Raw genomic sequence first — 19592 nt, forward strand, 5'->3', positions numbered from 1 at the left:
TTTGGGGTCTGCATTCCACCTGTTTCATTACTTACTTGAGGCGTGACCGGACTCCGAAGAGTCTTTTCCATGAGGGCATGGGGTGTGAATCCCATGGGGGAGTCGGCTCCCCGTACTAAACGACCTTTTCAGGTCGCGCAAATTAGGTTCTTAGCAGTAGGGATGGGGGATGTAAACGCTTTATTTTGTTCTCAGTTCCCCGAAGAATTTTATCAAAAAGTCGAACAAAAGTTTTGGGTGCTGTGCAAACTTTTGTAAATGCTGCTTAAATCCTTATGGGGTAAAGGTTACAAGGATTTTTTTGTCTTGATACAGTGCCGTTTGTTTATGTCCGACCACTGATGAGCGATTAATCACTCAAAAGCATCATAGTCAAACGCCACTTTAATCTCTCTATTAATGAGGGAGACTCTGATGTGGTAAGGCGATCAAGAAATGGCTGCACCATCTTTTCTATATTTAGATTCTTGTTTTTAAGTTTTGATACTGTATAGTGGAAGATTTTAGGTCTGGCTGTACTAAAGCCCCACTTAGCCCACCTCTTCAAGTATTCGATTGAATTGAAGTTGTATTCCCGTGGTAGGATATAAAACCGTAAATCGCTTTTCCACAGAAGTTCTCTTAGAGAAGTTTGATCTGAAAAATATTGTTTTTGTTTATAAAAAGTAATTAGATCTTGGAAAAATTTAGTTAATTTCTCATCATTTTTGTATAGTAATACTCCACTGTTAATCTCGGCAAAAGCGTATGGTATTTGAGGTAAACTGGCTTTTGCCTGCAAAGCTTTGCGATAGCGCTCAACCCGGTTGTGTCCATGGCAAATAGCCAGATCAAATCTATTGAGAATATTAAAAATTTCCGATATATCGTCCAGGATATAGGTATCAGTATCTAGATAAAGTGTTTAATCGTAGGGCGTTTTAAGATAAGCTGATAACTTATCTGTCCTAATTTGATTTTTAGGGCTATTTGAATTTTCGATTTTCACAATATTGTCAAAAATATTGAACCTTGCCTCTTGAGGTGTATCCGTAAAAAGAGTTATATTTATTTCGGGGCAAAACCTTTTAACGCTTTTCGCCGATAGCTTAGCCTCGTCGATATATTTTTGCCCGACGGCTATATAAATTATGCCTTGTTTCATGGTTAAAAAACCTATTTTACAGTTTTAGCAAATTTAATAAATTGTTGTGTCAGCATATTTTAAAGACTTAATTTCATGATAATGTTCTTCTATGAAAGCCGCCAGAGATTTTTTCTCCTGAGAACTTAACATATCTTTCCAGCGACCATTACGGGTTTTATCTATCTTTATGGGGAATGAATGAGCGTAAGGGAATAGGTTAATTTGATTCTCAACTTTAGTCATTATCAAGTCCGGATTTTCTACAAACTTGCTATGCCATACCGAAACCGCAACATCAAAAATATTAGCATTTATCTCTATCGTTTGATACACTCTTAACCAGTAGTCAGCTAATACAGAAATATCTCCCCCAGGAAAAGTGCGGAATGCATTGTTTTAATCAGGATAGCCAGGGAAAATACAGCGCCAACATGACTGTGGCTCAGGAGGAAGGTAGTAATTAAGTCCATGCCTTGTATTATTGGCAATGAAAAGACGTTTAGTACTAGCTACTGTACTATAAATATCGCGACTTATGATAACTAAGTTTGCATCTGGAAATATGGCTTGCAAGAAAGGAAGCTTGTTCCAAAGATGAGGATTCTTATTGACAAAGCGCATATTTTTATTGCCCCCTTCTTCCACCAAAATTTTGGCAAATCCTTGCCTTACTTGCTCACAAATATTGTCTGTTGCATCACTGGACTTGAGGGGAGGACATTTGTGCCGTTTAGTAATTACGGCCGCCATATCGATTCCAGCCAAATCACACCATTCAGGCGTAAGTTCAAAATGTCTGTAGCGGGGATAAATTAAATTAGGATGCTCTCCCAAGCATTTAGCAAAAATACTAGTTCCACTACGAACAGTTCCTACAATAAAAACTGGACGCTTAAGAGGTGGCGCTTCGCGGAAATTCCAAGAAAACTTACGGAGTTTCCTGCTCAGTCTTTCTTTTAACTTATTCACCCGATTCGTGTTCATGATTTTTGTCACCTATTTTTGGGCATAATAATTAGTATAACTAAATTTTCTCTAGATCAGTCTGAGTCAACTTTTGAACAAGACTGCGATAAATTTATATAGCATTGATCAAAAATTTTCATGCTTTCCTCAATTAATTCGGAACTGATTTGTCGGTTTTGCGTTTGAGTGCTTTTCATAATTTTACCTGCTTTAATGTTAGATGATGGATCACCTACACCTCTACGACCTGTTGTCTTGAGCACCTCGTATTCTTCCGAAAAAGGGTGTTGTACATCAATAAAATCTTGTAATGCTTTAAATACCAACTCATTTTGACGACAAAGTTGATTATACGTGATAACTAGGTTGCGTTGTGTATTCCCGACCAATTGAGCATATTTTTCTAATGTTAATAAACGCTCAGTATAATAGTTGAATGCTGTTTTTTCAGGTATTTTGGGCAGTAGCTTAAGAATACTTGGTAGGGTATTTTGCGGTTCTCTAATTAAAAAAATTAAATAAACTTGGTCAGAACGCAAAATTTCGGGATTAATTATAAGATGATTGTGCAGGATTTTGTCTAAAATATATTTTTCAGAAATCTTAAATTTGCGAAGACTAAAATGGACTTCCGCTATTAACTCGTTAAAATTCTCTTCTGATGAATACTGAATCCAAGTCTCACCAAAACCTAAAATTTCAGGATTGGTATTTAGGATATGGGTGAGTAAGGATGAGCCAGAACGCATGTGACTCAACAGGAAAAGCTTGAGTGGAGGTTGTCTAACTGTCCATGAATAATAATGATATGCGACTCTTCTAGCAGATTTGCCGAGGAGAGTACGTAACCCTCCCAAATTACTGAATGTTTTTAATGGCGTATCACGGTTCACATAATTGCTGCTCTATTGAGATCTAAATTCTATTTCACTTGACCGAGGCAGATTCAGTCAATATATTTTAAAATATCTTTACATAGAACGTTTCAGTCTCTTGAATGAGGGATGAAACAGGAAAACATCTCTCTTCTTCTCCTATCCATTTTACAAATTGGTGTAAAAAAATTGATATCTATTCGATTTTACTCTCAACTGGAATTTTGATATGGATCAAAAAGGCTCTGGGCGAATAGATTCAATCTTACCATCCAAGGCAGCCGTCATCACCCGATACAAGCGGGCGACTTCATGATTCAGGTTAAATTCTGTTTCCACCTTTTCTCTTCCGGCGGCGCCGAATTGAGTGCGTAGCTGAGGCTCAGTGAGTAATGTTTTAATTCGGTTAGCCAAGGTGATAACATCTCCTGGAGGTACAATATAACCACTTACGCCATTCTCCACCAACTCACTCACCCCCGCAATTTGGGTGGTGACGACAGGAACACCCGCCGCCATAGCTTCCATCAGGGAAACGGGGACACCTTCGGCGAAGCTGGGGAGGACGAATACATCGGTTTCCTGCATGTATTCCCTGACTTCAGCTTGAGACTTATAGCCCACAAATTTTACAATATCATTCAATTCTAGCCCTGCTGTCATCTTTTCCAGTTCTTCCCGGTCTTCACCGTCGCCAACAACGGTTAAGATAATCTCAGGATGGGAAGATTTTAACGCCGCCAGACTTTCGAGGAGGATGGGTAAACCTTTAGCGGCGGAGAGTCGCCCCACATACAGCAGTCGTTTACCGGGTTGGTTATGGGACACTAGATTAAATAAAGCGGGGTCAACACCGCAGTGGACGATGTGCAGGCGATTCCAGGTGTCGGTAGGGGCAAACAGCATCCCTTGACTGCGACAGAAATGACTGATACAGATAACAAAGAGCGATCGCTTAATTTTCTCATCAATCCGCCAACGGTAGGGTTCAAAAAAGATGTAGGGACCATGCATGGTGAAGCTGAATGTAAAACCCCCCAGTTCCGCCGCTAGCATGGCTACGGTGCAGCAAGAATCAGCGATGTGGTTATGCAGGTGTTGAATTTGCTTTGCCTGAATCTGTCGTGCCAGAATACCGGCTTCGGCAAAGTAAAATAACTGATAGAGTGTACCGCGTAAACCCGGTTGGTTCGTAGACCATGCCAAGGCTAAGGCTTTCAAATAACGTCCGGGTGATGTAAATAGGAGAATTAAGTGCGACAACACCAAAGTGATGGGATTGGGCGGTAGAATATAGAACGTTTGTTCGCGTTCAGTCTTTTGTTCTGGACCAACGATATGTTCATCACCAGGGCGGCGAACCGAGAAGGTGTAGACCTCTATACCTTTTTGCCGCAAGACAGCGACTTCACGTTGAATAAATGTATCCGTTGCTCTTGGATACATTCCGGTTAAATAAGCGATTCGCATCAATTTAACTCCTCAATCACTGGGGGTGTCTGATGCGGTACAGTTCCTAATTCCATTGGGCTAAAACTGCGGTCAAGGGCGGTATCTAGGGAGTATCTAGGTGTCCAGTTTAACTGGTGTTTGGCGCGAGTATTACTATAGCGTAACGGCTTAAACCGAGCTTGGAGTTTAGCAGGGACTAAGATACCTGGGAGTTTGGCTTTTCCGTTGAGGAGATAGCTGTTAATCGCCCATGCGGTGTTGGCAATTAGCTGCATCACTGTCCAGTTTACCGGGATAGTTCGGGGCGGAGAGTCCATGCGTTTGATTAACTGATGGGCATAAGTTTGCTGGCTAGGTAAATCATCATCCACAATATTAATCGTTTCACCGATGACCTGATCCGACTGGGCAGCCGCGACAATCGCTTCAACACAGTTTTCTACATACGTCAAGGGGATTGTGGCATGATTACCAATCCGAAGCCAGAGCTTGTCGCCAAGTTGAGCGCCGAGATGGGCATTCCAGAGATTATCCCGTCCGTAAACCATACCGGGACGGAGAATCGTCACCTGTCCACCCTGGTTCTGGGCAAAATCGCGGTACAGTTGTTCTTGCATCAACTTCGTCTGAGCATAACCATCTCGCCGGGATGGATTCGACTCAATGGGAGACTCTTCATCAATTATGTCACCGGAATGGATATGTAGGTAGTCGAAAACCGAGAACGTGCTAATCCCAATCAGACGTCGCCGATTCGCCTTCACCATGGCTTCGAGTAAATTCTTTGTGGTTGATACCGTTCCCTCCAACTGCGTCTGGAAATCCCCAGCCTTCACCGCCGCCAGATGAATCACCCCATCTATCGTGTCTAGAACGTCAACCAGTCCCTGCTGTTGGCGTAAATCGACACCAACTAACTCTAGGGCTGGGTGATTCGACCAAGGCAGAGGGGTTTGGGTGCTGCTAGGTCGCACCACGGCACGGACGTGATGTCCCTGTCGTAAGGCTTGTGCTACGACATATTGTCCCAGAAAACCGGATGCACCGGTGACAAGTAACTTCATAGGTGGCTGTTGGTTCGTTCCGTTCGTAGTAGGGGCTTTAGCCTTAATTTTTCACTGGAATCTTCACTAGCTTAATCCAATTCAAGAATAACCTTAGGCAAGCCCCCGTCCACCAAACCGGGCGGGTTTAATCACATCTGGGTGCACTCTGAAAAGATAGTTGTGAAACTCGCCCCTACACAACCTCCTACTCTCCCACTCAAAACTTACCTGCCAATGCATCGCCGTTTATTTCGCCCAAGGCATCGGCGCCATCGGTGCAAAGGAGGATGAAATCTTATAAGCAGAACCTGTATCTAGAGCATTATGAATCGCCAGGACAATTTCATTCACATGCAGCGAAAATTGAGCCGATAGGCGACAGGGACGTTTTTCCCTGACAGCAGCAGCGAGTTCAGCCACGCCCCGACAAAAGTCCATTTGCTGGGAACCCCGATAGCGATATCGAGTGGCTTTCCCGACAAGAGGATACTTTCGTTTCCAAGGGCTGATGAACATCGTCCGCCTGATGCTGATTCTCCGTTTAATATAAACAGGAGAGCTATAGTACCAACAATCCTTGGTACAAAGTATGCCCTCATCCCCGACTATCTCCAAGGAGTGGTCATGAGGAGCAACGATACCACAGGTTAACCGAGCGACCACCCCTGAGGCAAATTTGATACAAGCCACGGAAAAATCCGGTGCTTCCACCGCTAAGGGGACATCCGTCTCTTTATCTGGGATTAAGCAGGATGAGAACGCTGTAACGGTTTGCGCTGGTCCAAAAAATGCGGCTAACCATGTGACATAATAACCCGCATGTTCTAACGTACAACCAACTTCAAACTCATCTTTATAGGGCCAAGGGATGCCCGATTCACTCGACCATTTTCTGTAGGGCATCTTGTGAACCAATCCATCGTCCATTTCCGCATACACTAATCGTACCCGTCCGATCGCCTTTTCTCGCAGGGCTTTCCAAATCGTTTGGGCGGTTTCTCCTAGGAGGTTACAGGGGGCTGAGGATATATACAAGCCCCGTTTCTCGGCTAAGTCTACCAGTTCCTCGGCTTGCGACAATTCCATTGCCAGAGGCTTTTCTGAATAGACGTGCTTCCCCGCCTCTAAACAAGCTTTTGATACGACAAAGTGGCTGCTGGGGTTGGTGAGATTAACCACTAACTCAACATTACTATCCTGAAGCAGTTCATCGAGGGTAGGATAGGTCGGCACGGAATGGTAAGCTGAAAATCGGGAAGCTCGGTCTTGATCCCGATCCATCACCCCCACCAGTTCCAGTTCAGGATGACCGGGAATGGTTTTCATATAATAATCGGCGACAAAGCCACATCCCACAATCGCGATTCGCATTAATTCTCTCCTCAATGCCTAAAGCCTAGTTAGCAGCCACAAGAACTCATAATCAATTGTAGGGGCAGGCGCGATCGCAGCAGCAGCAAGAGGAGGCGATTGAAATCGCTGCTACACAAATGTATGCGAAGCCTTCCCGAAGGGTAGTCCGCCAGGTAAGGACTGGGTTATAACGGGGGTAACTAATCCAGATTTAGTATCCTCATGCGTTTGTGACAACAAGACAATGCCAATTGAAACAGAAAGACGTTCCATAGATGTAACCATCTAATCACCTGTGCCTTGTCTCCTTAAACTGAATCGGTGTAATCAGTGGGACTAAAACCGCCACCCCCCCCAATCATTCCCATAAATCTGTGTAATCAGTGTTACTGACTTAAGCTTGGTGGGCAATGCCCACCCTACGGCATATAAATGGTTTTGGCGATCCAAAACGGCTTATTTCCCTGTTATTCTAACTAGGCTGGTGTTTTATATTCAATCAGCGTTGCTTGCTGACCCCGCCATCGTGTCAACCAGTATTTGATTTGTCCGATAACCTGGGGAAATTTAAACAGGACACAAAAAATAGCATACAGCCAAGCGTGGGAAGGTAGATCATCAAACTGGCTACGGCGATATCGATAGATGCGCCAGACTAAAACAAGATACCCCAGAAATAAGAGTAGACTCAGCCCCGATGTAAACCAGGCAAGTCCCAACGCCAACAGAGGCAGAAACAGTCCCCATATCCAACTACTCAAATTTTCCCGAATCATATACCGTTCCGGGGGATCACCATGCATCGCCGCACCTTCTGCTACTGCCCAGCCCCCACGCATAGAGCGCTTCCACCATTGACTAAACTTTAGCATTGCCGCATCATGAAGGGTCATATCGGCATCAATGCGGGCAATTTTCCAGCCCCGTTGACGCAGGCGGATACACATTTCCGGTTCTTCTCCGCCGATGAGGGATTCGTTGTAGCCGTTTACTTCTCGAATGGCACTAACCCGGATTAAGGCATCGCCGCCACAGGCTTTGGCTTCACCCACAGGCGTGTTCCATTCCATATCCGCGAGGCGGTTATAGATTGAGGCATCAGGGAATCGTTCCCGCCGTCGTCCACAGGCGATCGCTAATTTATGATCATTATCCAGGGTTTCGATGGCTTGTTCAATCCAACCGGGGATCAGTTCGCAGTCGCCGTCGATAAACTGGACATATTTGATATCGGGGAACTGTTCGATTAGGTATCTGAATCCCGTGTTGCGTCCCCGCGCCATGGTGAAGGGGCGTGACATGTCCAGGTTAATCACCTGAACACCTAGAGATTCAGCCGCTGCCACGCTGCCATCGGTGGAACCGGAGTCCACGTATATAATTGGTGTATCTTGGGGAAGGAGTGCGATCGCGGACTTCAAGCAGCGAATCAGTCGTTCTCCTTCATTTCTGCCAATGGTGACTACCCCTATGCGGGTCATACTTCTTAACTTCAGTAGCTTTTCAATTGACTTAATTAACTTCTATTCTAGAGGGGTAATTTGTCCTTTGGTGTTCCTTCGGCGTTCAAGAAATGTTTCGGTGTAAGGGCAAAATGATATCATCGTCCCCCCCGATAACGGCATTGGAACGAATCCTTATTCTTGAACTGTTCATGGAATTACAGGGAAAATAACCTCAATGAAAATTATTCCGACTAAAATTCCCGAAGTCTTGATTATCGAACCCCGCGTCTTTAGTGATGACCGTGGTTTTTTCTTGGAAAGCTACAATCACAAAGCTTTTGCGGCAACAGCCAACATCACGGCTGAGTTCGTCATGGATGGTCATTCCCGTTCTGGGCAAAACGTCCTACGAGGACTACATTATCAGATCCAGCAACCTCAGGGAAAGCTGGTGCGCGTGGTTGTTGGCGAAATACTGGATGTAGCCGCCGATATCCGCAAAGGTTCTCCTACCTTTGGACAATGGGTAAGCTGTTCATTGAGTGCTGAAAATAAGCGCCAGCTTTGGATACCAGAAGGATTTGCCCATGGATTCTACGTGGTGTCACAGGTAGCCGAGGTATTGTACAAAACTACCGATTACTACGCCCCGCAGCACGAGCGAACCTTACTCTGGAATGATCCCGACTTGGCAATTGACTGGCAACTCACTACTGAGCCAATGTTATCGGCAAAAGACCAAGCCGGTCAACCTTTGAAAACAGCAGAGGTTTACCCATGACACGCATCTTACTCACCGGTATGGCTGGACAACTGGGGAGTGAACTCCAACACACCTTAGCCCCCTTGGGGGAGGTGATTGGTGTTGACCGCCAGGGGTTGGATTTGACACAACCGGATCAAATTCGTCAGGTTATTGAGGACATTAAGCCTAATCTGATTGTAAATGCCGCCGCTTACACAGCCGTAGACAAAGCCGAAAGCGAACCTGAACTGGCAAATACGATTAATGGAACCGCTCCCACGATTATGGCAGAAACCGCCCAAAAGTTGGGATCTGGTTTAATTCACGTTTCTACCGATTATGTCTTTGATGGGCGCAAAAATACACCCTATACTGAAGCCGATACAGCCAATCCCTTAAACGCCTATGGGAAATCGAAGCTCTTAGGAGAAACCGGAGTACAACAGGCGTGCGATCGCGCTGTTATCATTAGAACAGCTTGGGTTTATGGGGTTCACGGTAAGGGTAACTTCGTTAAGACCATGTTAAGAGTCGGGGCACAACGGGAAGAACTGCGAGTGGTTGTGGATCAAGTGGGGACGCCAACCTGGACAGGGGACTTAGCCCGTGCGATCGCGCAGTTGGTTCCCCACCTCAACTCGAAGTCTGTGACAGGTATCTATCACTATACCAATAGTGGTGCGATTAGTTGGTATGATTTTGCTGTAGCTATATTTGAGGAAGCTCGACAACTGGGCTTTCCCTTAAACGTGCAGCAAGTTGTGCCGATTAATACCTCAGAATATCCCATCCCTACTCCCCGTCCCGCCTATACTGTACTCTCTAGCAAGAAAATATCCGCCATTTTAGGGACTCATCCCCCCCATTGGCGCACAGCATTGCGGCAAATGCTCAAACAACTCTACGCTCACCGATAATGTCTGATCAGCTTAATCCAACCCGTCGTGGCAATACAACCCAGTTGACAAAGGACAACTCACTCTTAAACTATGCTCTGATTACCGGTCCTGGACGTTCGGGGACAACGTGGCTAGGTCAGATGATGAACACCTACGACCATTGTGTGTATAAATATGAACCCTTTGGTCGCTCAAAACGGTACAAAGATTGGCGAAGTGATTTAGAGTCAGCCGACGTTGAGGAATTACGTCGCCGCTTTGCGTCTCTGTGTTCTAATTTTGACCATGACGTTGATTTACCCCCATTTACCGCCAAGAGTTTTCGCTGGCAAAATCCCCAACTTTTACATCTGCTGTATGGTTTGGGAAACCGTGTCGAAGCCCTGAAGCCTCTCTATCACTGGTATGGTCAAACTAAACTCACTTCAGAGACTCCCATCCTGATTAAGGATGTGAATTTCCCCACCCCCCTCTTACCCCGCCTGTGTGAGGTGCTACAACCTAAGTTGATTGGGATGATCCGTAATCCCTTTGGCAGAATTGCGTCTGCGCTTAAGGGGAAAGAACTCAGTCAGTTGAACCAGCGCTCCCAATCCGAGAAAATAGCAGGGATGCGGCGGTCAATTGATGCCGTTGGGGGTAATTTCTTGGCTGAGTATCGCGATCGCTTGCAGGAAATGTCAGATATTCAGTTAGATGCCGTGATCTGGCGTATCCAAGTTGAACCCTTGGTTGAGTATACTCGCTCTTATGACCAGGGATTAGTCGTTGTCTATGAAGATTTATGTAATGATCCCCAGGGCAAAATTACAGAAATCTTTGACTTCGTGGGCTGGGAACTCGGTCAATCCACTCGCGACTTCATCAATGAATCAACCGCTGGCGAACGCCAGTTATCTGATAAATCTAAGGCATATTTTAGTGTCTACCGCGATCCTCGCACCAGTATGTCCAAGTGGAAAACCCAGCTTACCGATGAACAACAAGCCGATATTGCTTCCGTGATTCGCGATTCACCCTTAAAAGAGCTTTGGTCAGATCTACCCCTTTGAACTGAGACTCTAAGGATATAATTTTAGGTGGAATGGCAATACAGTTCTTTCATTCGTTTGTAGTGGGCACTTTAGTGCCGCCAGCGCTTCAGCGCTGACTACAAACTGCGCTCACTTGGGGTTTAAGTTTCAGAAATTTATGTCCCGGCGATAATCCAGCCAATCTCAACAACTTCTAATGAAAGCACTAATTCTTTCCGGCGGAAAAGGAACGCGACTACGCCCCCTGACCTATACAGGGGCAAAACAACTCGTCCCCGTTGCAAATAAACCCATTTTGTGGTATGGAATTGAAGCAATCGTCGCCGCAGGGATTACCGATATTGGGATTATTATCAGCCCAGAAACCGGAGAAGAAGTGAAGACCAAAACCGGAACGGGCGATCGCTTTGGGGCTAAGATTACTTATATCCTCCAGGATAAACCAGCGGGATTGGCACATGCGGTCAAAATTGCTCAACCGTTTCTAGGAGATTCACCGTTTTTAATGTATCTGGGTGATAACCTGGTACAAAGTGACTTGAGCTTATTTATTGAACGCTTTCACGAACGACAGCTAGATGCCTTAATCCTGTTGTGTACCGTCCCTAATCCCACCGCATTTGGCGTGGCTAAGGTAGATGAGGAAGGGCGAGTCTTGCAGTTGGTGGAAAAGCCCAAGGTTCCGCCCTCGAATTTGGCACTGGTGGGGATTTATCTATTTTCTAACACAGTTCACCATGCGATCGCGAATATTAAACCCTCGGCTAGAGGAGAGTTGGAAATTACCGATGCGATCCAATATCTGATTGACCAACCGAAGCAGGTGGAGTCGTTCCAGTTACAGGGTTGGTGGCTGGATACAGGGAAAAAAGATGACTTGTTGGAAGCCAATCGGGTTATTTTGGATACCCTGTTAGAAACCGCTGTCCAAGGCGAGGTTGATGAAAATAGTCAGGTGATTGGGCGGGTCAAGATTGGTCAGGGTTCCCAGGTGGTTAACTGTACGATTCGTGGACCGGTGACGATTGGCAGTGATTGTCATCTGGAAAACTGTTTTATCGGTCCATACAGTAGTGTAGCTGACCAGGTGACGCTGGTTGATACGGACTTAGAGCATAGTGTGATTTTACAGGGGGCGAAGGTGATTGGCGTACAGCAGCGGATAGTCGATAGTGTGATTGGACAACGGGCAAAGTTGAGTGTAGCGCCACGGCGTCCCAAGGCGTTGCGGTTTATGATTGGCGATGACTCTCAAATAGAATTGGTTTGATAACCTTAGTCGCCCAAAAACACCTGGGGTGAACCTGTAGGGGCGACCTGACTTTTCACAAAGTCTAGAACCCTGATTCGGGGCGGGTTTAGTCACATATCTTGTGGAACCGAAAAGATAGTCGTGAAACCCGCCCCTACACACGAGAGGCGTCATGTCATTGAGGGAAGCTAAGGGTCAAAACTTACCTTCCTTCGTTGCACCACATACCTTCAAAAGTAAGGTAGGGGCGACCCGCTTGCACTAATTAACAACTCCAGCTACTGAATGGGTTCGGGTCGCCCTCTCCTCAACCCTCTGTGACAAAAAGTGTTTCTTAGGAGTCAAGGGTTAACAGTTGAGCTATTTATCCTCTAAAATTGGAAAGAGTATAGGATAGACTGGTTACCCTACCCGACTGTTAAGTGAATTGAGCTACAGCCTTCCACCATAAAGCCAACAGTGTAGTCATAACCCAACCCACCTTCAGCGTTCTATGTGTATTACTGCTCAAAGCAAATCCTGTTCATAAACGAAAGTCATCCGTAGGGGCGCACCGACGTGCGCCCTTCCCCATCCCCGGCAATTCATGTAAATAGGCTCTAATCTAAAAAATATTTATACAGATGATTGACTATCTTTCCAAAGTTTTATATGTCCTAACGGGAAGCCGAAAAAGCCTTGTATTCCTCTTACTAATATTTATCTTCACCTCAATTATCGAAGCCTTTGGTATCGGCTTAGTTGGACCATTCTTCAGCCTAGCGTCTAACCCAGAATCGATTCAGAGTATTACTGTACTCGACTGGGCTTATCGAAAGTCAGGAGTTGAATCGGCTCAACAATTTATTCCCATCGTCGGATTTATAATTATTGCAATTTTTTGTATTCAATCCATATTATATTTCCTTGCTCAAACCTATATCTATAGATACACACATCAACAAAAAAGCCGATTGATATCTCGGTTACTCAAAGCTTATTTAGATGCTCCCTATACATTTTACTTAAAACAAAATACAGCGAACATCATCAAAAATATTATTAGCGAAACGAATATGTTTACTCAAGGATGTTTGTTGGCGCTACTCCTTTTTATGACAAACGGCATTGTTGTCGGAGTTTTAGTGGGGTTAATGGCTTATAGCAGCCCCCTACTTCTAGTGATGATTTTGGCGATTTTAGTGCCGACATTTTTATTGTTCAATAAGTTGGGACATAGATTTAAACGGTGGGGAAAAACTCAATCGGAAACTCAGAGAGAAATGATTCGCACGATCAATCATGGTCTCGGCGGATTGAAAGAAACCAGGGTAATCGGGTGTGAAGTGTATTTTGAAAATCAAATAGACAGGCAAGCTCGTCAATATGCGAGGGCGGCTACTTTATCCCAAGCATCAAGTATATTACCGAACATTTTTATTAAAACCAGCTTAATTGTATTTGTCGTTCTCTTTGTTTCTCTGTTTCACATCTTTTTCACTGAGAGTGAGCAAGATTTGACTGCTGTAATGGGAGTATTTGCTGTGGCTGCAGTGCGCTTAATTCCAGCATCAAGTCAGTTCATTAGTTCAATGGCGCAAATGCGAACCTCTAGCCATGCGCTAGATATGCTCTACTTGGATCTCAAGGAGATAGAAAAACGAGAAGTCCACAATAGTTTAGAGAGTTTAAACGGTTTAACAGCGAAGGGATTAGTTGATCGGAGAAATAAAGATAGGAACCTGTTAAGTTTCGCGAATCAAATCGACCTGATTGATGTAACCTATCGTTATCCGGAGGCTTCCGATCCGTCTCTTGACCAGATTTCTTTTAAAATTAAGAAAGGGGAATCAATTGCCTTAATTGGTAAGTCGGGAGCGGGAAAGACGACGTTAGTGGATGTGATATTAGGGCTTTTGGAGCTAGAGAGTGGAGATATTAAAGTGGATGGTGTATCCATCTACGAGAATCTGCGCTCTTGGCAAAATCTTGTCGGCTATATTCCCCAGTCTATTTTTCTGACTGATGATACAATCGAACGGAATATTGCCTTTGGTGTCCCTGATGATCAGATTGACGAGGGGCGATTGTATAAGGCGATCGCAGCGGCACAGATTGAGGAATTGATTGAGCAGTTACCCGATGGGATAAAGACGGGGGTAGGTGAACGGGGGGTACGCTTATCCGGGGGACAACGCCAACGGATAGGGATTGCTAGGGCTATTTATCATGAACGGGAAATTTTGGTACTGGACGAAGCGACGGCGGCATTGGATAATGAAACAGAGAGTCGGGTGACAGCGGCGATTAACGCTCTGGCGGGGACGAAAACCCTGATTGTGATTGCTCATCGCCTGTCTACGGTTGAGAACTGCGATCGCGTTTATATGTTGGAGAAAGGAAGAGTGGTGAAGTCGGGTAGTTATCAGGAAGTGGTTTTGGAAACATAAAAAAGCAGTATGAATATTTATATTATTAGGACTAAATAGAATGCTGAATAATACGGGTAATATAATTTTTTATAGAGCCTATACTCAATATGAAAATCTGGGTGATATTATAATTCACAAGACACTGATAAGAAGACTAAGAAACTACGGTAGCCTTATTATAGATGATATTGGAGTGCCAGACTGGTATTGCCAAGAATTAGGTCTGGAATCTGAAGAACGTGCTAGCCAGTACGGTTACAATGGTACACAAGAAGAAGACTTTTGGCGCTTCATGTTGCTGGTAAACTTGAAGTCAATAATAAAATTGAATTTCAAGAAGATGTATTTTGTCCTGAGTCCTGGGAATGATGCTATGGGCTGGGGACGTTGGAAATCAGCTAAACGAGTATTGTATTCATTTTGGCTAGCCACTCTTGAAGTCCGCATCGTGCGATTTGGAGTTTCTATTGGTCCTTTTACACGCCAGAGAGAGCTTGTAGAGAAATTAAGCTCTAAGTTTATGTATTTTTATTCGGTTAGAGACAGCATTTCTAGGAATTATGCTAAATCAATTGGTATAAATAATGTGTATTTATTTCCTGACCTGGCTTGGCTCATGGAAAAACCAGCTAGCCATAATTTGATCAGGAATAGTGGAGAAGAAGATTATGTTATTTTTAGTTTTAGAAGCCTACCCATATCTAAAAAGGACTTAACAAAATCAGACTTTAGCACCCCGGAATCTTTATGCTCTGTATTGGATGAAATAGTTAAATTAGTGTGTGGTCAATGGTCAAAAAAGCTAATAATCTCTTATCAAGTAACTCGAGACCACGACTTTTGTAAAGAACTTGCTGATAGATATACCAATTTGGCTGATGTCGTTTTCATCGAAAAGCAAATAGATAGCCAATCCATGTATGATTTGTATTCCCGTGCGTTGATGGTTTTTAGTAATCGACTCCATGTGCTGATGTTTGCCATGGCTTGCGGTTCGCTACCTGTTGCGGTTGTGGATGCAGCGGTTCAACATAAAGTTACTGGTATATTTTCCGACGTTGGTTTAATGCAGTTAGTCATAGACATAGGCAAAGGAACCTCAGCAGTTGAGAGTTTACCAGGAATTGTGGATGAGGCTGATAAGATAAAAGAAAAGATGGCTTCATGTTATAAAAATAGACGTCAGGAGGGTGAAGATCTGCTACAGAAGGTTATGACAGGGAAAATTCAGTGAAGTTAGCCAACCAATAGGCATCTTCCTGTAAGGAGTTTGACAATTTATTTATAGTAACTGATAGGGAATATCGTTTGATGACACTGCCAAATTTTTTTATCATTGGTGCGCCAAGTTCAGGAACAACTTCGCTTTACTATTATATAAAGCAGCATCCTCAAGTTTTCATGTGTTCTGTTAAAGAACCTCATTTTTTATCCTTTGGTGATAAGGAATTTAAATTGATCGCAAGTGATGAGTATGAGCAGCGGAAATATAAAATAGATACATTAGAAAAGTATGAGGCACTTTTCCAGGAAGTGTCCGATGAAATAGCAATAGGGGAAGCCTCAACCTCTTATTTGTGGTACAGTTCGAGTATCCCAGCTCAGATAAAGCAGCTTGTACCTCATGCCAAAATAATTGCTCTACTACGAGATCCAGTTAGTAGAGCTTATTCAAATTATATAAGATCTCTAAAGGTCAACATCGAACCAATTACTAATTTTGCAGAGGCACTTAAACAAGAGCCTCTTCGGATTGAAAATAATTCCTCACCTAGTTGTATCTATAAAAGCAAAGGATTTTATTATGAGCATCTAAAGCATTATTTTGAAGTTTTTGATAAAGATAAGATAATGATATGCCTTTATGATGATTTAAAAGATAAACCTGAAAGATTAATGGAAAATATATTTAGATTTTTAGGTGTTGATAGTACATTTAATCCCAATATTTCCGAAAAGAAAAATGCTTCTTTCCTTCCCAAAAATAGTTTATTTAAAAAATTCATTGATACACCGAATCCATTGAAGTCAATTCTTAAGCCACTTATCCCTGAAAATATGCGAGAATTAGCTGTTACAAATTTAAGAAGGTGGAATAAAATAAAACCAAGCCTTGAGCCTGAAATTCATAAACAATTATTACAAGAGTATTACGAAGATATTTTAAAGTTGCAGTCTCTTATCGAGAGAGACTTGACTCCATGGTTAAAAAGCGACTAAATCTAGCTAGCTAGCAATCTAAAATCCATTATATGGTAGTAATAAAGAGCAATACAGCACTTTTCACGTTTATAGAATACAAAATTGTATCCGTTTGCATTTCAGCTCAATCATGGTCTGTAGTCTACTAACTTGAAAATCGTTGTAATTGGGTAACCTTTAGCGGCTTGTTCATTAGGCGAATCTGAATCAAACGATCTTTTTTTGTGTATGTCTCAACCCGTAGATTTACTCCTAATTACCTGGAACCGCCGGGAGTATGTGGAAAAAACCCTATCTAACCTGTTAGCTGACCCATCAGATTTTCGTTTGTATTGCTGGGACAATGCATCTCAGGATGGTACAGCCGATTTAATTGCTTCGATTAATGATCCGCGTGTCGTCAAACGCCACTTCAACCAGGAAAATGTTGCTCAGTATGAACCTTGTATTTGGTTCTTTGAAGCAGCAACCAGTGATGTCATTGGTAAGGTTGATGATGATATCCTCTTACCTGCTGGTTGGACAGAGCGAATCGCACCCATGATCCGCAAAGATCCACAATTTGGTATGCTAGGCTGCTGGATTTTCATGCCTGAAGACTGGAATGAGTTTCTTGCCCAGCAAAACATTGTTGAACTGTCAGGTGAACGGGTGTTCCGATGTGTCATGATTCAGGGACAGTCGTTTCTAGCTCGAAAGGATTACTTGCTGCGTTACCAGAACCAAGCCAAAACGGGTATCCCGATTAACCGAGTTGCCATGTCACTTGATGGTTTAGTCAGTGGATATCCTGTTCCCCTCCTCTATGCTCATAACATGGATGATCCGCGATCGCCCATGAATGTTAAAACCAAAGCGGGTCGTCTGGGAAGCGATTCAGCCCTAAGTGCCAGGGCGCTCAAGTTTGAGTCCGCTGAAGCGTTTGGGCAATGGATTGCCGCTGATGCCCTGCATCGTCAAACTGTTCCCTTTGAGCAGCAGATTAAGTGGATGCGGCTTAAGCAGGATAAGACTGTGATGGGAAAGATCAAATGTAAGCTATGGAAATTATTATTTAAGCCCAAAATAAAGCAGTAAGAACACTAAGCAGTATAGAACCCTCAACTAGGCTGGTTAAGATGCCAGTGACTTCACCCTTAGAGCTAGAGTAGAGGAAGTATTCCTGCTCTTGGTTCAACGTTCAATTACCGTTTCTCCAACGCTAGACCTTATGACTCCCCAAGCCCAACTAGCCATGCTTGCCTGGATACCTCTTGTCTTGTACCTGTTTATTCGGTTTCCAGTATACAAGGCAGTTGCAATTGGTTTCATTGGCGCTTGGTTATTTCTGCCTCAGAGAGCCGGATTTTCATTTCCCGGCTTCCCAGACTATGATCGGGTGTCAGCCGCGAGTTATTGCATTTTACTAGCTACTTGCATTTTTGATGTGGGACGCTTCCAGTCGTTTAAACTGGGTTGGCTTGACCTACCCATGCTCATCTGGTGTGTCTGCCCTCTCGCTTCATCCCTGAGCAATGGTTTAGGTCTTTATGATGGTCTTTCATCTACTCTTGCTGAAACTGTCAAGTGGGGATTTCCCTACTTTCTAGGGCGAATCTACTTTAACAACCTCAAAGGTTTGCGTCTATTGGCGATCGCCATCTTTGTGGGTGGGATAGTTTATGTTCCATTATGCCTGTATGAAATCCGCATGAGTCCCCAGTTACACATCATGGTATATGGCTACTTCCCCCATAGTTTTGCCCAAACTATGCGTTATGGAGGATTTAGACCGCAAGTGTTTATGCAGCATGGTTTGGCAGTGGGCGTATGGATGATGGCAGCGACTTTAGTCGGGATTTGGTTGTGGCAAACTGGGGTAATTAAGCAACTCTGGGGAATACCCATGCGTTGGCTTGTACCTGTGTTGCTGATTACTTTTATATTGTGTAAATCTACGGGAGCTTGGTTTCTAGGTGTTTTTGGGCTGATTATCTTGTTGGCTGCCAAATGGCTCCGCACTGCCCTGCCTTTGTTGCTCCTGATTGGGGGTATCTTCTTCTACCAATACTATGTGGCAACTGGACTGTTTACGACACAACAGCAGGATCAGATTATTTCCTTTATAACCGAAGTAACTAATGAAGAGCGAGCTGGCTCCTTAGAAACCCGATTTGACGCAGAACAACTTTTGGGAGAGCGGGCACGGCAACAGATAATTTTTGGCTGGGGTGGATGGAACCGAAACCGTGTGTATGAATATAACAGTTTTGGAGAACGTAGAGATGTCGCTCCCACCGACAGTTTATGGATTATCACATTTGGCACTAAGGGTTTAGTCGGAATATTCAGTTTAACTACAGCACTGTTACTACCTGTAGTAGTGTTATGCGGCTGGCGTTATCCGGCTTATTTGTGGTTTAATCCTAAAGTAGCACCAGCAGTGGCAGTAGGTTTAGTTATAACTCTGTATATGGCTGATAATCTGACCAATAACATGTTCAATCCAGTCTTTCCACTTGCTAGTGGAGGAATAGCTGGGCTGGTACTGCAAGGGACTGAAATTCCCACTAAGGTTAGGAGTTCTCGTGCATCAGCAACGAAGCGTACTCTGGCTAAATCCAGAAAACACCTGTATGATTAACCTGTTCAAAGTTTATTTGTGAAAGGTGTGTTAATGATTCGTTTAGTTATAAGGGTTGAGTTGAGATAACTTATTGAAGGTAAAAATAAAACAAATTTACTATGGCAATGACAACAAAACTTACTTTTGTCGCTGTAGTCCACAGCTATTAATATATTTTTAA

The 19592-nt window shown here is 43.8% G+C and carries 17 protein-coding genes and 1 pseudogene; 9 read left to right on the plus strand and 9 right to left on the minus strand.

Going from position 1 to position 19592, the window contains the following annotated elements:
• Positions 1-349: 349 nt before the first annotated feature.
• From RLO19_RS01925 to RLO19_RS01965, 9 genes and pseudogenes are all read right to left on the minus strand, one after another.
• Positions 350-889 (minus strand): annotated as a pseudogene (locus tag RLO19_RS01925) (hypothetical protein); the annotation flags it as partial.
• A 15-nt stretch (positions 890-904) separates the two neighbouring features.
• Positions 905-1144: a hypothetical protein gene (locus RLO19_RS01930; protein ID WP_446353349.1), complete on the minus strand. Its 240-nt coding sequence runs from the start codon at positions 1142-1144 to the stop codon at positions 905-907.
• Positions 1145-1177: 33 nt separating this feature from the next.
• Positions 1178-1459 carry a hypothetical protein gene (locus RLO19_RS01935; RefSeq protein WP_446353351.1) on the minus strand — a complete coding sequence of 94 codons (282 nt, stop codon included), beginning with the start codon at positions 1457-1459 and terminating at the stop codon, positions 1178-1180.
• Positions 1460-1522: 63 nt separating this feature from the next.
• On the minus strand, positions 1523-2110 hold the full coding sequence (locus tag RLO19_RS01940; protein WP_446353353.1) for a sulfotransferase: 588 nt from the start codon (positions 2108-2110) through the stop codon (positions 1523-1525).
• 56 nt (positions 2111-2166) lie between these two features.
• A complete protein-coding gene (locus RLO19_RS01945) occupies positions 2167-2985 on the minus strand; it encodes a sulfotransferase family protein (protein ID WP_446353355.1) in 819 nt (272 codons plus the stop codon).
• Positions 2986-3201: 216 nt separating this feature from the next.
• A complete protein-coding gene (locus tag RLO19_RS01950) occupies positions 3202-4437 on the minus strand; it encodes a glycosyltransferase family 4 protein (protein ID WP_446353357.1) in 1236 nt (411 codons plus the stop codon).
• Positions 4437-5483 carry an NAD-dependent epimerase/dehydratase family protein gene (locus RLO19_RS01955; protein WP_446353359.1) on the minus strand — a complete coding sequence of 349 codons (1047 nt, stop codon included), beginning with the start codon at positions 5481-5483 and terminating at the stop codon, positions 4437-4439. The genes RLO19_RS01950 and RLO19_RS01955 overlap by 1 nt, the downstream gene beginning before the upstream one ends.
• A gap of 228 nt (positions 5484-5711) precedes the next feature.
• Complete coding sequence (locus RLO19_RS01960; RefSeq protein WP_446353361.1) at positions 5712-6836, minus strand: Gfo/Idh/MocA family protein; 1125 nt, start codon at positions 6834-6836, stop codon at positions 5712-5714.
• 458 nt (positions 6837-7294) lie between these two features.
• The gene (locus RLO19_RS01965) at positions 7295-8299 is read right to left on the minus strand and encodes a glycosyltransferase family 2 protein (protein WP_446353363.1); all 1005 of its coding nucleotides are present in this window, start codon (positions 8297-8299) and stop codon (positions 7295-7297) included.
• 199 nt (positions 8300-8498) lie between these two features.
• Here RLO19_RS01965 and rfbC point away from each other — a divergent pair, with 199 nt between their 5' ends.
• The 9 genes from rfbC to RLO19_RS02010 all read left to right on the plus strand — a co-directional run bounded on the left by rfbC (position 8499) and on the right by RLO19_RS02010 (position 19429).
• Positions 8499-9044, plus strand: a complete 546-nt coding sequence (gene rfbC / locus RLO19_RS01970) for a dTDP-4-dehydrorhamnose 3,5-epimerase (protein ID WP_446353364.1) — start codon at positions 8499-8501, stop codon at positions 9042-9044.
• The gene (gene rfbD / locus RLO19_RS01975; protein WP_446353366.1) at positions 9041-9925 is read left to right on the plus strand and encodes a dTDP-4-dehydrorhamnose reductase; all 885 of its coding nucleotides are present in this window, start codon (positions 9041-9043) and stop codon (positions 9923-9925) included. Before rfbC ends, rfbD begins: the two co-directional genes overlap by 4 nt.
• Positions 9925-10959, plus strand: a complete 1035-nt coding sequence (locus RLO19_RS01980; RefSeq protein ID WP_446353368.1) for a sulfotransferase domain-containing protein — start codon at positions 9925-9927, stop codon at positions 10957-10959. Before rfbD ends, RLO19_RS01980 begins: the two co-directional genes overlap by 1 nt.
• Before the next feature lie 178 nt (positions 10960-11137).
• Positions 11138-12211 (plus strand): glucose-1-phosphate thymidylyltransferase, encoded by a 1074-nt coding sequence (locus RLO19_RS01985; protein WP_446353370.1) that lies wholly within the window; start codon positions 11138-11140, stop codon positions 12209-12211.
• Positions 12212-12816: 605 nt separating this feature from the next.
• Positions 12817-14622 carry an ABC transporter ATP-binding protein gene (locus tag RLO19_RS01990; RefSeq protein ID WP_446353372.1) on the plus strand — a complete coding sequence of 602 codons (1806 nt, stop codon included), beginning with the start codon at positions 12817-12819 and terminating at the stop codon, positions 14620-14622.
• Positions 14623-14662: 40 nt separating this feature from the next.
• Positions 14663-15838: a polysaccharide pyruvyl transferase family protein gene (locus tag RLO19_RS01995; protein ID WP_446353374.1), complete on the plus strand. Its 1176-nt coding sequence runs from the start codon at positions 14663-14665 to the stop codon at positions 15836-15838.
• A gap of 77 nt (positions 15839-15915) precedes the next feature.
• The gene (locus RLO19_RS02000) at positions 15916-16824 is read left to right on the plus strand and encodes a sulfotransferase family protein (protein ID WP_446353376.1); all 909 of its coding nucleotides are present in this window, start codon (positions 15916-15918) and stop codon (positions 16822-16824) included.
• Between the two features lie 210 nt (positions 16825-17034).
• Positions 17035-17883 (plus strand): glycosyltransferase family A protein, encoded by an 849-nt coding sequence (locus tag RLO19_RS02005; protein ID WP_446353377.1) that lies wholly within the window; start codon positions 17035-17037, stop codon positions 17881-17883.
• A gap of 91 nt (positions 17884-17974) precedes the next feature.
• Positions 17975-19429, plus strand: coding sequence for an O-antigen ligase domain-containing protein (locus tag RLO19_RS02010; protein ID WP_446353379.1), 1455 nt, complete (start codon positions 17975-17977; stop codon positions 19427-19429).
• The last annotated feature ends 163 nt before the right edge of the window (positions 19430-19592 follow it).

This window comes from Coleofasciculus sp. G2-EDA-02 (assembly GCF_040226375.1).
Classification (GTDB): Bacteria; Cyanobacteriota; Cyanobacteriia; order Cyanobacteriales; family Coleofasciculaceae; genus Coleofasciculus.

What these genes read in the sequence shown, in the direction of transcription:
- RLO19_RS01985 (WP_446353370.1), top strand. Translation starts at nt 11,138, where the DNA reads ATGAAAGCACTAATTCTTTCCGGCGGAAAAGGAACGCGACTACGCCCC.
- RLO19_RS01990 (WP_446353372.1), top strand. Translation starts at nt 12,817, where the DNA reads ATGATTGACTATCTTTCCAAAGTTTTATATGTCCTAACGGGAAGCCGA.
- rfbC (WP_446353364.1), top strand. Translation starts at nt 8,499, where the DNA reads ATGAAAATTATTCCGACTAAAATTCCCGAAGTCTTGATTATCGAACCC.
- RLO19_RS02005 (WP_446353377.1), top strand. Translation starts at nt 17,035, where the DNA reads ATGTCTCAACCCGTAGATTTACTCCTAATTACCTGGAACCGCCGGGAG.
- RLO19_RS01940 (WP_446353353.1), bottom strand. Translation starts at nt 2,110, where the DNA reads ATGAACACGAATCGGGTGAATAAGTTAAAAGAAAGACTGAGCAGGAAA.
- RLO19_RS01955 (WP_446353359.1), bottom strand. Translation starts at nt 5,483, where the DNA reads ATGAAGTTACTTGTCACCGGTGCATCCGGTTTTCTGGGACAATATGTC.
- RLO19_RS01950 (WP_446353357.1), bottom strand. Translation starts at nt 4,437, where the DNA reads ATGCGAATCGCTTATTTAACCGGAATGTATCCAAGAGCAACGGATACA.
- RLO19_RS02000 (WP_446353376.1), top strand. Translation starts at nt 15,916, where the DNA reads ATGACACTGCCAAATTTTTTTATCATTGGTGCGCCAAGTTCAGGAACA.
- RLO19_RS01965 (WP_446353363.1), bottom strand. Translation starts at nt 8,299, where the DNA reads ATGACCCGCATAGGGGTAGTCACCATTGGCAGAAATGAAGGAGAACGA.
- RLO19_RS01980 (WP_446353368.1), top strand. Translation starts at nt 9,925, where the DNA reads ATGTCTGATCAGCTTAATCCAACCCGTCGTGGCAATACAACCCAGTTG.
- RLO19_RS01995 (WP_446353374.1), top strand. Translation starts at nt 14,663, where the DNA reads ATGCTGAATAATACGGGTAATATAATTTTTTATAGAGCCTATACTCAA.
- RLO19_RS01930 (WP_446353349.1), bottom strand. Translation starts at nt 1,144, where the DNA reads ATGAAACAAGGCATAATTTATATAGCCGTCGGGCAAAAATATATCGAC.
- RLO19_RS01960 (WP_446353361.1), bottom strand. Translation starts at nt 6,836, where the DNA reads ATGCGAATCGCGATTGTGGGATGTGGCTTTGTCGCCGATTATTATATG.
- rfbD (WP_446353366.1), top strand. Translation starts at nt 9,041, where the DNA reads ATGACACGCATCTTACTCACCGGTATGGCTGGACAACTGGGGAGTGAA.